Raw genomic sequence first — 17,604 nt, forward strand, 5'->3', positions numbered from 1 at the left:
TATGGGAGATTTCTTATCATTTTTGGGGAATAACCTTATTGACTTTTGGGGATTTACGGGTTTTGCAAATGCAACGCCGGAACATCTTGTCATGCTGTTGGTTGGACTCTTTTTTATCTATCTCGCAATAGCAAAAGAGTTTGAACCGATGCTTCTTATCCCTATTGGCTTTGGTATCCTCATCGGTAATATTCCCTTCAACATGGAAGCCGGACTAAAAATAGGCATCTATGAAGAAGGTTCCGTACTGAATATACTCTATCAGGGAGTAACCTCTGGTTGGTATCCGCCACTCATTTTCCTGGGTATCGGAGCCATGACGGACTTCTCGGCACTGATCTCCAATCCGAAACTGATGCTGATCGGAGCTGCTGCACAATTTGGTATTTTCGGTGCTTACATCATTGCACTTCTTATGGGATTTGAGCCGAATCAGGCCGGTGCTATCGGTATTATCGGTGGTGCGGATGGTCCTACGGCTATCTTCCTTTCATCTAAATTAGCTCCGAACCTGATGGGTGCCATTGCCGTGTCGGCTTATTCATACATGGCATTGGTTCCGGTGATACAACCGCCTATCATGCGTCTGTTGACTACTAAGAAAGAACGTGTGATCCGTATGAAACCGCCAAGAACCGTATCTCATACAGAAAAGGTTATCTTCCCGATTGTAGGTCTGTTGCTTACAACATTCCTTGTTCCTTCAGGTCTACCTTTGTTAGGTATGTTGTTCTTCGGTAATTTATTGAAAGAAAGTGGTGTAACCCGTCGTTTGGCAAATACGGCCAGTGGTCCGTTGATTGATACAATCACTATCTTATTAGGATTGACGGTAGGTGCTTCTACACAGGCTTCCGAATTCTTAACCTGGAGTTCTGTACAGATCTTTATCCTGGGTGCTATCTCATTTATTATTGCTACAACAGCTGGTGTTCTATTTGTGAAATTCTTCAACCTCTTCTTGAAGAAAGATAATAAGATCAATCCGCTGATTGGTAATGCAGGTGTATCCGCAGTTCCTGACTCTGCACGTATTTCACAGGTTGTAGGTCTGGAATATGATCCGACCAACTACCTGTTGATGCATGCTATGGGCCCGAACGTGGCAGGTGTTATCGGTTCAGCAGTTGCCGCCGGTATCTTGTTAGGATTCCTTATGTAAGCCATCATTTAATTATCAAAATAGTAAAGGCGTTCTCTATATGCAGGGAACGCCTTTATTATATGCAGGCAACACCTTCCCCCCTCACTGGCACAACAATGAAAACGTTTGCATAAATATATAAGAGACAGCAGGAAAAGAAAATAACTCATTTCAGGAATTTGTCCTATATTAGCATCGGTAAAATCCATAACACACTAATATCATGAAGAAATTGTTATTTATCTTAGGTTCTTTTCTACTGTCTCTTAATACTTATGCAGCTATGAATGTGAACAAAATCGATCCACCTTTCTGGTATGCCGGCATGAAGAATCCGGAACTCCAGCTTATGGTTTACGGTGAAGGTATTGGTGATGCCTCCGTATCCGTCAACTACCCCGGAGTATCACTCAGCAGCACCGTAAAGCTGGAAAGTAATAACTATCTGCTCGTCTACCTGTACCTGAATAAAGAGGTGAAACCCGGTAAACTGCCCCTTACTTTTACTATCGGAAAAAAGAAACTGGTAAAAGAATACGAACTGAAGGCACGCAGTAAAAAGGGATGCGAACACAAAGGTTTCGATGCATCCGACGCTCTCTACCTGCTGATGCCGGACCGTTTTGCAAATGGAAATCCGGACAATGATAACATTCCGGGTATGTCACCCTATAAAGTAGATCGTAATGATCCCAACGCCCGTCATGGTGGTGATCTGACGGGTATCGAGCAACACTTGGATTATTTTGAAGATTTAGGTGTAACCGCTCTTTGGTTTACTCCGGTACTGGAAAACAATATGGAAGGTGGTTCCTATCATGGCTATGCTACTACTGATTATTACAAAGTTGACCCACGTTTCGGGACAAATGAGGAGTATCGCCAACTCATTGCTAAATCTCACGAACGAGGCATAAAGATTGTGATGGATATGATTTTCAACCATTGCGGTGTAGAACATCCTTGGATAAAAGACATGCCTTCAAAGGATTTCTTCAATAATCCCGATCATGAGAAAAACTTCGTGCAGACCTCTTTCAAACTGACTCCGCACGTTGACCCATACGCCTCTAAATATGACTTCGATCAGATGAACGATGGTTGGTTTGTGACAGTAATGCCCGACCTGAACCAGAAAAACCCACATGTTTATAGGTATCTGGTACAAAATAGTTTCTGGTGGATTGAATATGCCAATATTGATGGTATCCGTATGGATACATATCCGTATGCAGATTACGATGCCATGAGTAACTGGATGAAGGAACTGAACGAGGAATACCCCAACTACAACACAGTAGGCGAAACATGGGTGACAGAACCGGCTTATACAGCCTGGTGGCAGAAAGACTCAAAGCTGTCAGCTCCTCAAAACAGTAATCTGAAAACAGTTATGGATTTCAGTTTCTTTGATAAGATCAATACAGCAAAGAATGAACAAACAGAGACTTGGTTTAAAGGGCTGGACCGTGTATATAACAGTTTTGTATACGACTTCCTCTACCCTAACCCGACTTCCGTACTGGCATTCATCGAAAACCATGATACAGATCGTTTTTTAGGTGAAGGTAGTAATCTGGCCATGCTGAAACAAGCCTCTACCCTATTATTGACTACGCGCCGTATCCCACAACTGTATTATGGAACAGAAATCATGATGAACGGAGTAAAGAGTAAAAGCGATGGTTATGTACGTAAAGACTTTCCCGGCGGATGGGCAGGTGATAAAGAGAATGCACTGACAGCCGAAGGACGTACTAAATTGCAGAACGAATGTTACAACTTCTATAAAACATTACTGAACTGGCGTAAAGGCAACGATGTGATTGGTAAAGGCAGTATGACACAATTCATGGTACAAAACGGTGTATACGCTTATGCCCGCCAATATGAAGGTAAAACCGTATTTGTAATGCTAAACGGTACAGATAAAGAAACAACTCTGCCACTGACTTTCTACAAAGAAATTCTAAAAGATAAGGTACAGGGAAAAGACATCCTGACCGGAAAGATAATCAATCTAAACGGTGAACTGAAAATGGCGCCGAGAGAGTCTCTGGTAATAGAGCTATAAAGCAACTAACCGGCAAAGCCTGAAACTTTCACGGAAACTATTCAAGAAAGAGAAGGAATATAATCCGGGAAAAGTTTGATATATCTCTTTTTTATCGTACCTTTACAAACATAATGACAAAGTAGTTTCAGTTAAACTGCAATAGACCGGAGAGGTGATGGCTTCTCCGGTCTTTTTTTGCATATCCGCTCAGCAATCTCCTACAAAGGGTACATATCACCCATATACTATCGGGAAACATGAACATTCCACAAAACGATAAAGGTGGCCGTAGTCAAAACAGGAGATGATATGGTATAAAAATGACAGGGACTGCTCCCTTACGCTAAGAGAGCAGCCCCTGTTTTCTCAATTCTCCGTTAGAATCGGCTAACAGTAGTAACATTGCAGAAGGTATTGGATAATAACATCCGCCGATTCTTTTCTTTTTTCTTCCGGAAAGAGGTATACTCACCATGCAAAGAGTGATTTCCCGGAAGATCTCCCTGTATATTCGTGTGTGATGCGCTCTACAATGAACCAGAAACAACACAGCTATCATCCGGCTAACAGACAACAAACTGTCTGCATCGGATAGCATGTTCCAATTAAAATAGAATAAGTTTGTCACTCAACTACTTATTATACCCACAAATATAAACAAAATCTGAATCAAAGATACATTATAGCAAGAAAAACAAAAAAAAAGCTGTACCATTTTGCAGGTACAGCTTTCTAATATATCAAAGTGGAAAATTATTTAGCCAGTTTATTGTCTGAGCCAAGTACATTAAGGATTTTGTGCTTGTACAGTTTTTCCATATTGTCACGAGCCGGACCTAAGTATTTACGTGGGTCGAACTCAGCCGGTTTTTCAGCAAATACCTGACGGACAGCAGCAGTCATAGCCAGACGACTATCAGAGTCGATATTAATTTTGCAAACTGCTGACTTAGCAGCTTTACGCAATTCTTCTTCAGGAATACCGATAGCAGCTTTCAGTGCACCACCATATTTGTTGATAGTTTCAACTTCTTCTTCAGGAACTGAAGATGAACCGTGAAGCACGATTGGGAAGCCCGGAAGTTTCTCCATTACAGCATCCAATACTTCAAATGCCAAAGGAGGAGGAACCATACGGCCAGTCTTCGGATCAATGTGGCACTGTTCCGGAGTAAACTTATAAGCACCGTGAGAAGTACCAATAGAAATAGCCAATGAATCACAACCTGTACGGGTAGCGAAATCAATTACTTCTTCAGGGTCAGTATAAGTGTGGTGGTCTGAAGAAACTTCATCTTCAACACCTGCCAATACACCAAGCTCACCTTCTACAGTTACATCAAACTGATGAGCATAGTCTACTACCTTCTTAGTCAGAGCAACGTTTTCTTCGTAAGGAAGATGAGAACCGTCGATCATTACTGAAGAGAAACCTGAATCGATACAGCTCTTGCAAGTTTCAAAAGTATCTCCGTGGTCAAGATGCAAAACGATTTCAGGATGAGCGCAACCCAATTCCTTTGCATATTCTACAGCACCCTGAGCCATATAACGCAATAAAGTAGCGTTAGCATACTGACGAGCACCTTTAGATACCTGAAGAATAACCGGAGATTTTGTTTCTACAGCAGCCTTGATAATGGCCTGCATCTGTTCCATATTGTTGAAGTTAAAAGCAGGAATAGCATATCCGCCTTTAATAGCCTTAGCAAACATCTCTCTTGTGTTTACCAGTCCTAAATCTTTGTAATTTACCATTTTGTTTAAAAGTTTATTGTTAGTGAATAAAAATTCTATGCAAAAGTACACATTATAGTTTTAATACAAAACCAAAGCGTAAGAAATATCCTCGATAATGAGTACAAATCAATCCTATTTCAGAGTCTTAAATATCATTTAATAGTCGATTGTAATCTCTACGTAGCAAAGGGAGAGCTTATTTCTTCAAATAAATAATAGTCGGCAAATGATCACTATAACCATTCAGCCAAAGTTTTCCGCCATGTGTACGCAAAGGCGAACCTTTGTACTTTCCATCCTGCTGAAAAAGATATTCACGGATAAAGACCTCATTGTGATCGTATTTCAATCCTTTTTTGGCATTGAGCAACGTAGGCGAAATAACAATCTGATCAAACAAGTTCCACTTGCCACGATAAAGCAACGTGCCTACTCCTTTATCTTCCAGTGTTTCCCACCAGGGATTGAACATATCATGTTTCTTCACCTCTTTCTTATATTTCTTTGCACCCAGGGTAGCCATACTCTGATCCATCGGATCATCATTCATATCTCCCATAACAATCAGTTTCAATTTCTTATTATCTTGTTGCAAAGAATCGATCAATGCACGTACCTGTCGGGCAGCATGTACACGCACAGGTTCGGCAGCTCCACGCGAAGGCCAGTGGTTTACAATAAAACAAACGTTATCTCCCGCCATCTTACCATTTACAATCAGAAAACCCCGTGTTTTGTGTATCGTATCTCCTTCAAAAGGGGTAGAGAGTACCAATTTACTTGATGAAACCGTAAATTGTTTCGGATCATAAAGCAGTGCACAATCAATCCCCCGCTTATCCGGTCCTTCATAATGTACAATCTCATAGCCGGAAGAAGCCAATGCAGGTTGCTTCACCAGGTCATCAAGCACCCTCCTGTTTTCTGCTTCAGCCACACCGATAGCAGCAGGACCGCCAGGCACTTTATCCCGGGATATCTCACTCAACACTTTCGCCAGATTCGTTAACTTTGCCATATACTTTTCCGTATCCCACTGTTTGGGTCCGTCCGGCAGATACTCAAAGTCGTTCTTACCGGCATCATGAATAGTATCAAACAAGTTTTCAAGATTATAAAACGCAACACTATAGAGGCCTTTGTCGGATTCTTGTGCCTGTCCACCAATAGTAATCAGCAACAAGAAGTTTAATACAACAATCAATTTTTTCATATTACAAATAATTTAATAAGTAGTATTTCAAATTTAGTTCATACTATGACAGCGTTTTATTGAAACGCACATGATCGCAGATTTTCGCAGATTAAATGGCTGCGCTATACTTGAACGATGATATGCTTTGCGTGAATCTGTGAGTTTCTGCGTTTCAATAATAATATCGTATAATTTAGAACGATTACTTAATCGTACTAAATAATAATATGCCAATTACTATGCAACATCATAGCGAAGCCAATTGGCACAATGGCACATTATCCTCTACAAAAGTCTTAAAAAAAAGCGAGAATCATTGTTTTTTTCCCAATCTTTTTTCTATTTCACAGAAAAGCATTATCTTTGCGCACTGAAAATGACCATTACACTATTCTTACCAAATAGTAAACGATATAATAATTAAAAAAACAAATACTGAAATGAAAAAAGGTATTCATCCAGAATCATACCGTCCGGTAGTATTCAAAGATATGTCAAATGGTGATATGTTTTTGTCTCAATCAACAGTAAACACTAAAGAAACCATCGAGTTCGAAGGTGAAACTTATCCGTTGCTGAAAATTGAAATCTCAAGTACTTCTCACCCGTTCTACACTGGTAAATCTACATTGGTAGATACAGCAGGTCGCGTTGATAAGTTCATGAGCCGTTACGGTGACCGTAAGAAAAAATAATCCGTTAGTCGGTTGACCATAAAAAAGAGGAAGTTTCAAATGAAACTTCCTCTTTTTTTATAGATATTCATTGATCAACCGGGTAAAAAATATATCTTTGTATACAAAAACATATCCTAAACAACAACAAGCAATATATTCTCCTATGAAGACCTATATACAAAGTACAGGCTTAATACTCTTTTTATTCTCATGCCTTACGCTCAAGGCCGGTAACTCTCTTTTATTTCATCCCGATTCTGTACCAGCTTCCATACAAGCACTCGAAGAATATTATCAAAAGCCCCAGGAATATATCAAACACTGGAATATACTAAAGGCAAGGGCAGATTCAATAAATAGTGTAAGGGATGAGTTCTTTTTGTACAAAGACAGAAATTATTTTCACTATATAGGTGGAGAGATAGACAGTCTACGTAAATACACAGCCATAGTAAAAGATCTATGTCTGAAATACAAAGACATACATGGATTTTATTACAACTGGCTCCTACTTAGCGAAGGCTATAATAATGTAGGAAATGGAAAGGCTGGTACTTTTGAAAACGAACAAATGTACAACTATGCCAGAGAAAACAAGAGTGAAACAGGTATGGCATACAATCAGTTTGCCATTGCTTCCGGTTATCTTGCAGCCAGAGACAATCAAAAAGCAGAACCATACCTCATCCAGGCCATGCAGAAATTCTATCAGATGAAACGATGGGATATCTATGCCGTATTGGCCTCTAATGAGATAATTCTTCTGTCGGCAGCAAATCGCGAAACAGAATCTCAAAAAGTATTCCAACAATTAGACTCACTTGCCAATTTAGCTTTGGCAGGCAAATTACATGGATTCCCACCCAGAAATATTGCCATGACCAAATATCTGGTATTCGGTAAATGCGTCAGTAGCGGCGACATAAAAACATTCAAAAAATATCTGTCCGAGCTGGAAGAAGTATATAGAAAATATCCTTCTATCCCCCGGTTCTATCTATTTGACAGCAAACAGACCTACGCATATCTGATGAAAGATTATATTATGCAGGCTGCTTATATAGATTCGTGTGCCAACTACTACAAATTGCGAAACAGTAAAGAGAATATGAGGCGTATGTATCTGAACGGGGCAAATGCACTTGCCATGGCAAACAAATACGATGAAGCCTACCACAAACTGATTTCAGTGATTGAGTTGGGAGATACCCTTTCATGGGAAAAGACCCAGAAACAGCTGAATTATCTATCGACCAAATATGATGTCAATAAGCTAAAACTGGAGAAGCAGGAACTCAGTCTGAAAGCACGTAATATGCAATTATTACTAACCATTGGTATTGGTATAATCTTACTCTTTATTCTGTTTTTCCGCATGACTGTTTATAGACGACAATTAAAATTGAATGCCAAGATACACCAACAGGATTTACAATTGATTGCAGCAAACGAAAAAATACAAAAGGCAAATGAGATGAAAAATGTATTCATACAAAATATGAATCATGAAATCCGCACTCCATTAAACACGATAGTAGGTTTCGCTGATTGTCTGGCAACTCCTAACACCTTTTCTTCTGATGAAATAAAAGAAATCAGTAACACAATAAAAACCAACAGCGACCATCTTTTAAGACTTATCAGCGATATGTTATCCATCGCAAGTCTTGACAGCGACAGTGAAGAACCAATGAAGAGTTCTTTCTCTGTCAATGAATGTTGCAACCATGTCATCGATGAAGTTAAAGAGTTTGCAAATACCAATGTTCATCTGCATGCCACTCTCAAAGAAGAAGACTTTACAATGATCTCCGACAAGAAAATGATTCATCAGATACTGTTCAACTTATTGCACAATGCTGTAAAGTTCACCTCTGAAGGCGAAATTGAACTAAGTTATGAGATCACTCCTGATAAAAAAGAAATCCATTTCCTGGTACGTGATACCGGAATAGGTATTCCTAAAGAAGAACAAAAGAAAGTCTTTGAACGATTCTACAAAGTAAATTCATTTACACAAGGTTCCGGATTAGGATTATCTCTTTGTCAGATTCTGGTTCAAAGGCTTCAGGGTAGCCTCTATCTTGACAATGAGTATAAAAAAGGAAGCCTGTTTGTATTTATACATCCGCTTTTATAAGAGGTAAACATTTTTGTAACCCAATGATAAAACTTTCTGGTATAACGCATTGCTATACCAAAACTCCTTCGTACTTTTGCAGCCGTTTTTATTATATATCTTTATATGATAACATTTGATTCCCACAAATGGGTATCACGCAGCAAAAGCGTCCTCCATTTTATTACTGATCGATGTAAAGCCTTTTGGAGCTGGTACACAAACCTTTACCACGAAGCTCGTTGGTATAAAAAAGTAATCCTCTCTTGTACAACTTTTCTTGTTCTGTTCCTGCTTTATTTGGGTATGGTGGACATCAATTTTTTATGGATGTTTGGTAAATCTCCCAGCCTGTCAAGCATACACAATCCGAGTCAGCCGATAGCTTCAGAAATCTATAGTGCGGACAGTGTGCTTATCGGTAAGTTCTTTCGTGAGAACCGTAGTCCGGTGAAGTACGAAGAGATATCTCCAAAACTTATCAAGACGCTGATATGTACAGAAGACGAACGGTTTTATAATCACTTCGGAATAGATATCCAAGGAGTTTTCTCGGCCATTAAAGATATGGCACGAGGGCAGGCACGAGGCGCAAGTACCATTACCCAACAACTGGTAAAGAATATGTTTAAGGTGCGCTCTCAATATTCTACAGGGCTATTAGGAAAAATCCCGGGAGTGAAATTGCTGATAATGAAATCTAAAGAGTGGATTACTGCTGTCAAGATAGAATGCTTTTATACAAAAGAAGAGATCCTGACCATGTATCTCAATACGGTAGACTTCGGCAGTAATGCTTATGGCATCAAAACAGCCAGCAGTACATATTTCCATACCAACCCTCAAGATATAACTTATGAACAGGCAGCTACACTTGTGGGGTTACTGAAAGCAACGACCACTTACAACCCACGTCTCAATCCCAAAAACAGTCTGAAACGTCGTAATGTAGTACTGGAAAATCTATTGACTCACCAGATTATAAGCCAACAAGAGTTTGATTCACTCAAACAGATTCCTATCAAGCTGAATTATAACGTTGAAAGTAATTATGACGGACAAGCTCTGTACTTTCGCGAAGCCATTGCCGAAGAATTGGAAGAATGGTGCAAAGAGAATAAGATAGATCTCTATGCCGACGGATTGAAAATATACACAACCGTAAATGCCCGAATGCAAAAATATGCCGAAGCAGCTGTGAACAGACAAATGCGAGTGATACAACGCAATTTTGACAACCATTGGGGTAACCAGAATCCATGGCGCGACCGTAACCATCAGGAAATTCCACATTTTATAGAGGACCTTGCCACCCACACCATTGCCTACAAACAACTGGCAGAAAAGTATCCCGATCAGCCGGACTCTATTCACTACTATCTGAACCTGCCACATCGCCTAAAGGTGTTTGATTATGAAACCGGAACACGAGATACGACTATCAGTACTATGGATTCCATACGCTATATGGAACGTTTTATGCACTGTAGCTTTGTAGCCATAGAACCACAAACCGGATATGTAAAAGCATGGGTGGGTGATATAAACTTCAACTCCTGGAAATATGATAAAGTTCTATCCAAACGCCAACCGGGATCTACCTTTAAACTTTTCGTTTATGCCACCGGATTAAACAAAGGCCTTTCTCCTTGCGACGAGCGAATTGATGAAAATGTAGTATGGGATGTTATCGAAAAAGGTAAACCTACCCAGTGGATTCCCCACAATGCGAACGGAATGGCTACCGGAGATACCATGTCAATAAAATGTGCGTTTGCCCGTTCTGTAAACACGATTGCGGTACAGGTGGCCAAAGAAACAGGTATTCATGAAGTGGCTCGGACAGCCAGACTCATGGGCATAAACACACCGCTTGAAGAGACACCGGCACTCAGCCTGGGAGCCTCTGACGTATCATTGCTTGAGCTTGTTAATGCCTATACAACAGCTATTAATGAAGGAAGAGCACATGACCCGATACTCATCACCCGTATTGAAAATGCAGATGGCAAGGAACTTTTCAAGTACCAGTCTCAGCAGGAAATACAGGCTATTCCCTACGAAACCGCTTTCTTGCTTACAGACATGCTCAAAGGAGGACTGACTGAGCCGGGTGGTACATCCAAAGCATTATGGGCGTATGATCTTTTCCGCTATGACACAGAATTCGGAGGTAAAACAGGAACCTCCTCCAATCATTCTGATGCCTGGTTTGTTGGTGTTACTCCCAACCTGGTGGGAGGCTCGTGGGTAGGAAGCGAACATCGTAGTATCCACTTTCGTACCGGAGAGTTGGGACAAGGAAGTCGTACTGCGCTACCCGTTTTTGCTTACTTCATGGAGGGTGTATTAAAAGATAAACATCTCACAAAGTATAGAGGAAAATTCCCTAAACCTAAAGAGGTAATCCATAAATCATACGGTTGTCAAGGGATTTATCATCCCAAAGATACAGATTCGATAACGGTATACCTGCCCGATAGTCTGGCAGGAAGTGAAGAGGATATGCTTACAAGTTTTTAAGAAAACACAGATTAACGCTAATTATCGCAGATTTAATCTTTGCGTAAGTTAGCGTTAATCTGTGTTTCTAAAACTGCCTTTTAACAGCTTTATCAGGCTTTTGATACATTCCTGTAAGTAATTCGTGCTCGTTTACTTCATTATCTTACAAGAACCAACTTTACCATCTTTTGTCTGAATACGGGCTACATAATATCCTGAGGGTAACACAGAGAGTCCCATAGAAGTAACATTTTCCTGCTTCTGTACCATCATGCCATTAACAGAATAGATTTCTACAAAATCAGCCTCTCCATTGATTACCAATTCGTCCAGACTATTATTATAATAACCTAGAATCTGATCCGAATTGGCTACATTCTCCTCAATACCGGTAAGTATCGGTTTGAAACTGGTATAAAGACGGAATTCATGAGCCGGAACTGAAATGCTCTGTGCTACAGTTGACGACGCGATATTCAGTGTAGAATTCTCATCCATAAAGTCGTACCATACACCTGTTTTAGGAAATACAACCGAATAGTCACCAGCAACAGCCGTAAAGTTACCAGCAATAACAATGGCTCTATCCTCTGTAGTAATTGTTATGAAACGTCCCTTATTCCAATTCGTATTACCACTTACTTTCCAGCTGAAAGCAACATCAGGAGTAAAGAGTTCCGGATACGAAGTTCGCAGATCCATTAACTTGCTATACGTATCATACAATCCTTTACGCGTTGTATTCTCAAAATAGTCCCAGCGAATCGGTTTAGGATCAGTACGATATGCACCACCATCATCAACCACTGTTCCATCCGAATTACTGTTTATAGAATAGTCATATCCTAATTCTCCCAATTGCCATATCATCTTAGGTCCTGGTACTGTAAAGAAGAAGGCAGCATTGGTAGCAAGTTGTTTCACACGATTTTCCAGATTATTATCATTCACCGGATTGGCACTGGTACCTCCTCCCTTGATACTTTCAGTACCCCATTTCCAGGCTTTAAAAGAAGTACGTTCCTCATCGTGACTTTCCATATAGCCCATCAGGCTATTCACAGGCATATTGGATGTTCCTCCATACAACCCGGAAAAATTAGATTTATCGGGCCATCCCATAGCCGACTCACAATAAGCGTAGTTCATATTTCTCCAAAGCATAATGCCAGCCTCTCCCAACTCTTTTTCTTCTGTAGTTCCATCCGTCAGATGCTCTATAATGACATAAGCATCCGAATTGCGTTTCCAGATTTCTGAAGAAATCCGTTTCAGGTTCGCAATACGTTCCGTATCGTACTTATTGGCCCACGTATCCTGAGGAGTATTGGAAAATCCTTTGGTAAAGTCATAGCGAAAACCATCTACCTTATATTCTTTCATCCAAAAACCGGCCACACTATCCACCAACGCACGGGTATAGGTGCTTTGATGATTAAAATCATACCCCCACTGCAAATCCTTATTGGGAATATTGGATTCCTTATTATACCAGGGATTATCCGCCGAAGGAGTTCCATCAGCATCACGATAGAGTAAATAAAATGGAGATTGTCCGAAACTATGGTTCAAAACAAGGTCTATAATCACTGCCATCCCCTGTTGGTGACATTCGTCAACAAAAGCACGCAACTCGTTCTTTGCTCCATAATACTTATCTACCGCAAAATAGAATGAAGGATTGTATCCCCAACTACTATTACCTTCAAACTCATTCACAGGCATTAATTCAATGGCATTAATCCCCAACTGTTTTAAATAGGACAATTTATCTTTTGCTGCACTGAAAGAGTGCTCTGTAGTAAAATCACGGATATGCATCTCGTATACCATCAACTGGTTTCTATCAGGTTTCCTAAATTCAGTCACCTGCCATTGATAAGGGGTCTGCCCGGTCTGAAGCACAGAAACGATACCTTCTGCTTTGCCTGTGGGATACGGTTTCAAGTCGGGATACACAGCCGGAGAGATATATGGATCATTCCAGGGATCAAGTACTTTATCTGCGTACGGATCGGCTATATAAATCGTACCATCCACTACATACTGAAAAGCATATTCCTTTCCTTTTTCCAGATCGCTCAATGTAATCCAGAAAAACTCTCCATCCTGTTTCAGTTGATATTCCGATTTAAATTGCCAATCATTAAAGTCGCCAACTACATATACGGTTCTCTTTCCTGGTGCCTGCAATACCAAAGTGGCCTGCGTATCATTTAGATAATTTATACCTGGACGTGCTCCCTGGGGGAGAATCCCCTGCTCTGTTTCTCCCAAAACAGTTACCACTTGAGTGGCAATAGCTGTTTTACCTCCCGTCGTAGCTTCCACACGTAGTTCAAAAGTTCCGGTCTGCGAAAAAGTGTGTAATGATATTATTTCCTGAACATTGGTTCTGGAAACAATCTGCTCATTTGCTACAAACAATTTCATATCTGCCAATACAGAAGCTTTTGCTCTTATAGGAAGCAGATCACCCAAATTCAAAGTGGTAGCAACATCCGGTTGTTCAAAACGAACAGTAACTCCTTCTCTGTGCACATCAATAAAAATATCCCCTCCATCAGCAGTTTTTCCTGTTTTAGAGCCATCTTCACTTCGAAAAACAAACGCCATCTTAAAAATTGTCTCTCCAGCATGTACTCCATAATATTCGCGAATACTGGGAGTTAGCTTGAATTCCCATTTATTATTTCCCAATGAACGCATTTTATACTTTTCAGAATTATCTCCCCATTTGGAAGGAGCATATTTCCAATCGGATTCATTCTTACTATTGTTCGTAATAACACCTGTATGCGCATATACATTTCCGGTATATCCTATCAATCCACCCGATCCCAACGAAGCGTCAAAAACAACAGTTACTTCTTTTCCTTCCAGTGGAAAATCCGGAGTAGTTGTCACAAGTTGGGCGCTGGCAGTAAAAATTCCTCCGAAAACGATCAATAACAAAAAATAAATCTTCTGCATAAACATAAATGTTTTAACTATAAAGGTCATCCGGTGTGGATGACCTTTATAGTTATTTTAATATTCCATTAATTAACGCTACCTGTACCAGTCTTAAAATCAAGTCTTACAGTCTGACCAGCAGCAACTTCTGTCAATTTCATTGCATCTTCCCCACCCCTTCCACGGTAAAATATCTCACCATCTTTCAAGGTAAATTCAGACTGCCACCACTGACAATCAAGAAGTTTTACACACATACGCAACACGCCATTATTAGGACAAGCCGGAGAAATAAAAATATTTTCTTGAAGAGTAAACGCATTAGTTTCCTTTATATCCCATGCACCTACACAATCACCAATCAGAAAAGGTTTCACTTTTTCCAGAACAATCTTCTTCAAAACCGATTGTTTATCTTCAGAAAGGGTACAAACAATAGCGACCTGATAGAAACCTGCTTCTGCAATATTCATATTAGATCCACCAGTAGCATGTTCACCATAGTCACAAGGTTCATCGTTTGTTGCACCAAATTCTCCGCCATCCCAGTCTCTGTTTGAGTTAAATTTCAAGCCTGCACCTGCTTCAAAATAGAAGATTCCGAAAAATACTCCATCAAGATCCTGAAGCGAAGTCAGTTCGGGAGCAACGCTCCAATTCCAATCCGCAGAGAACGGACTGCCGTTAATATACATATGTTCCGGTAAAGTAGCTGTTGAAGTATCTTCTTTGGTCAACTTAGCTGTTCCTGTTACATCCTGCGTATTCAAATTAATAACCAATGTTACATCATATTCGCCATTCTTGGCTATTTTAAAGTTTTTACCGCCGCCAACACATTGAACCGCTTCTGTTCCCAATTCAATATCGCCATCATTTTCTCCTACACTACCAAAATTGGTATGAACCCTGGCTTTTACATCGCCATAAGGAAGAGAAGCTCCCCAATCGCCCGAGAAGCGATATTTCAACTGCTTATTACTAAGCGTACCGGACCATTTTGAAGTAACAACCAATCCGGCAGGATCAAAAGACATTTCCATTACTGTTTCACCATTCCATGCATTAGGAGTAGCATCGCCAATAATACCTATTTTTGCAGGAATAACAGTCAACTGGCGCTCTGTATTATTCATAACAACATAATACAAACCATCTTCGGCAACAGTAAATCCTGCACCACCTTCTTTCAAGTTAACCGTCTCAAACGGATCGGTAGAAGTAACATCTCCTTTTCCATACGCAATCCCCGAATCGGTAATAGTAAATTCACCACTTGCTTTTAGCCAGGTAAGGATACCTATCATATCAGCTTTTTCATCGAATCCGTCTCCTTTATCCAAAGGAATCTCTTTTAAAAGAGAAGCTTCTCCAACTTGCGGATAAACAGTGGCAGTACCTGTAATGTTGATGGTTTGAGGTGGTTCCGGTTCATAAGGAATAATTCTCCAGTTCTCATTATCCTTGCAACTGGTATTAACCATCATAAGCAACAGTCCGGCTACCATATATTGAATTATCTTTTTCATAACATTTCTTTATTATAATAGTTAGTTATTCTTATACTTATTTGCCGTATCCTGGATTCTGACTTAGATTCTTATTAACAGAAAGAGTTTTCTCATGAATCGGGAATACCGTTTTATATGCCTGTGACTTCGGCCTGTCAGTAATCGCTTTTGTAAACTCGCCAAATCGAATCAAATCCTGACGTCGAACACCTTCCCAAGCTAATTCGAGTAAACGTTCTTTCAGAATATTTTCCAGACTAATAACAACCTGAGAAGCACCCACACGATCACGTACCTGATTTAATTCGGACTGTCCGCCTTTTCCATCCCGGAAAAGAGCTTCAGCTTTCATTAACAATACATCCGAATAGCGGAACAACACATAGTCATTATGCTGTAATTTGCCATCATTCGTAGCAGCCGGATCAGCTTCATATTTAAACATACGCGCACCCGCAACTTTCATATCCGCATCACTCTTATCAAATTTCAATTTCACCGACAATGGCTTATATTCAAGCACTTTGCCATCCGCTTCCACATATTGTCCGTTTACCATCACCTTGCCGGTATAGTAAGTACGATCCAAACGTGGATCCGGAGTATCTGTTCCATAGCCAAAGGCTTTCATTGCTTCCAAAGTTGCTGATGAACCGTTCCATCCGCCATTACCGAAACCCAAAGCAGCTCCTACAGCATAATGACGAGAACGAGTAAGGTACATCATATTTGCTTTATATAGAGTCGGATCCATCGGAATTACAAAAATATTCTCTATAGAACCTTCGTTTTTTGCTGCAAAATTTGCAGAAAAACCATTCAGACCTTGAGTCAGAGCATATCCCGATGCAGTAATTCTATTACAATACTTCACAGTAGCTTCCCAGCAATTGACTTCTTCACCATCTACGGTAAATTTTATATTCTTTCCATCCGGCTTCACAGCATCCGTCCAGTCATCATCGGTATATATCTCTGCATTTAAAGCCAGTTTAGCTAAAATATAATTCGCTACAGACTGAGTCATTCGTCCATAATATTCGCCTTCTGCTGCACTTTTTGCATCAGAGAGATCAGGAAGTGACTCTTCCAATTCCTTTCTGACAAAAGCAAATACTTCAGAACGTTTGGATTGTCTTACATCTTTGATTTCAATAGTAGAAGATTCTACGATAGGCACACGTGCAAACATATCCAGCAAATAATAGTAGTACATAGCGCGCAACGCACGAACTTCCGATTTATAAGTTCCAAACAACTCATTGTCCGGATATTCTTTCTGCAACATAACTAACTTATCGATTGACTGATTACAAGATACGATCACTTTATACAAATAATCCCATGTCCCAATCACCAAATCATTACTGGTACCCCAGTTATGCTGAAACAAATCACGCCATAACCCACCATCATCCCAGTCACCATCACGAGTAGGCAGAATAGCCTCATCGGCTGTAAATGTATTCAGGTCATACAACCCACGGTCAGTACCGGCGAGACCACCGCCACCATAGTCGGCACCAATCATGGTATACAAATTCGCTACAGTATTCAGATAAATCAAATCGGGATTTTTGTACACTTCCGATTCCGGCATCTGGTCTTTTGGATCCTCCTCCAAGAATGAAGAGCAACCGACAAGGCTCAAAGAAGCCGCTAAAATAAAACTATATAATATTCTTTTTTTCATGATATATTT

General features: G+C 40.2%; 11 protein-coding genes. 5 read left to right on the forward strand and 6 right to left on the reverse strand.

Annotation, left to right across the window (positions count from 1 at the left end; all coding sequences use genetic code 11):
• The first annotated feature begins 1 nt into the window (after position 1).
• Positions 2–1,162, forward strand: a complete 1,161-nt coding sequence (locus tag K8P02_RS12380) for a sodium ion-translocating decarboxylase subunit beta (protein ID WP_002561100.1) — start codon at positions 2–4, stop codon at positions 1,160–1,162.
• Between the two features lie 205 nt (positions 1,163–1,367).
• Entirely contained in the window at positions 1,368–3,218 is a 1,851-nt protein-coding gene (locus K8P02_RS12385; RefSeq protein WP_002561099.1) for a glycoside hydrolase family 13 protein, read from the forward strand.
• A gap of 325 nt (positions 3,219–3,543) precedes the next feature.
• On the opposite strand, the gene K8P02_RS12390 is transcribed toward K8P02_RS12385, so the two are convergent.
• The 3 genes from K8P02_RS12390 to K8P02_RS12400 all read right to left on the reverse strand — a co-directional run bounded on the left by K8P02_RS12390 (position 3,544) and on the right by K8P02_RS12400 (position 6,153).
• Positions 3,544–3,828, reverse strand: coding sequence for a hypothetical protein (locus K8P02_RS12390; RefSeq protein WP_155921427.1), 285 nt, complete (start codon positions 3,826–3,828; stop codon positions 3,544–3,546).
• Positions 3,829–3,953: 125 nt separating this feature from the next.
• The gene (locus tag K8P02_RS12395) at positions 3,954–4,958 is read right to left on the reverse strand and encodes a class II fructose-bisphosphate aldolase (RefSeq protein WP_002561098.1); all 1,005 of its coding nucleotides are present in this window, start codon (positions 4,956–4,958) and stop codon (positions 3,954–3,956) included.
• 178 nt (positions 4,959–5,136) lie between these two features.
• Positions 5,137–6,153 carry an endonuclease/exonuclease/phosphatase family protein gene (locus K8P02_RS12400; RefSeq protein WP_007486251.1) on the reverse strand — a complete coding sequence of 339 codons (1,017 nt, stop codon included), beginning with the start codon at positions 6,151–6,153 and terminating at the stop codon, positions 5,137–5,139.
• 422 nt (positions 6,154–6,575) lie between these two features.
• Between K8P02_RS12400 and K8P02_RS12405 the strand changes: the two genes are divergently transcribed.
• From K8P02_RS12405 to K8P02_RS12415, 3 genes are all read left to right on the forward strand, one after another.
• Complete coding sequence (locus tag K8P02_RS12405) at positions 6,576–6,830, forward strand: type B 50S ribosomal protein L31 (protein WP_002561096.1); 255 nt, start codon at positions 6,576–6,578, stop codon at positions 6,828–6,830.
• Between the two features lie 145 nt (positions 6,831–6,975).
• Positions 6,976–8,952 (forward strand): sensor histidine kinase, encoded by a 1,977-nt coding sequence (locus K8P02_RS12410; protein ID WP_044166657.1) that lies wholly within the window; start codon positions 6,976–6,978, stop codon positions 8,950–8,952.
• Between the two features lie 105 nt (positions 8,953–9,057).
• Complete coding sequence (locus tag K8P02_RS12415) at positions 9,058–11,454, forward strand: transglycosylase domain-containing protein (RefSeq protein WP_223381332.1); 2,397 nt, start codon at positions 9,058–9,060, stop codon at positions 11,452–11,454.
• Positions 11,455–11,586: 132 nt separating this feature from the next.
• On the opposite strand, the gene K8P02_RS12420 is transcribed toward K8P02_RS12415, so the two are convergent.
• The 3 genes from K8P02_RS12420 to K8P02_RS12430 all read right to left on the reverse strand — a co-directional run bounded on the left by K8P02_RS12420 (position 11,587) and on the right by K8P02_RS12430 (position 17,595).
• A complete protein-coding gene (locus K8P02_RS12420; RefSeq protein WP_025867029.1) occupies positions 11,587–14,409 on the reverse strand; it encodes an alpha-amylase family glycosyl hydrolase in 2,823 nt (940 codons plus the stop codon).
• 68 nt (positions 14,410–14,477) lie between these two features.
• The gene (locus K8P02_RS12425) at positions 14,478–15,920 is read right to left on the reverse strand and encodes a SusF/SusE family outer membrane protein (protein WP_195349073.1); all 1,443 of its coding nucleotides are present in this window, start codon (positions 15,918–15,920) and stop codon (positions 14,478–14,480) included.
• A gap of 37 nt (positions 15,921–15,957) precedes the next feature.
• The gene (locus K8P02_RS12430) at positions 15,958–17,595 is read right to left on the reverse strand and encodes a RagB/SusD family nutrient uptake outer membrane protein (RefSeq protein ID WP_223381335.1); all 1,638 of its coding nucleotides are present in this window, start codon (positions 17,593–17,595) and stop codon (positions 15,958–15,960) included.
• Between the last annotated feature and the right edge of the window lie 9 nt (positions 17,596–17,604).

Source organism: Bacteroides nordii (genome assembly GCF_019930665.1).
Classification (GTDB): domain Bacteria; phylum Bacteroidota; class Bacteroidia; order Bacteroidales; family Bacteroidaceae; genus Bacteroides; species Bacteroides nordii.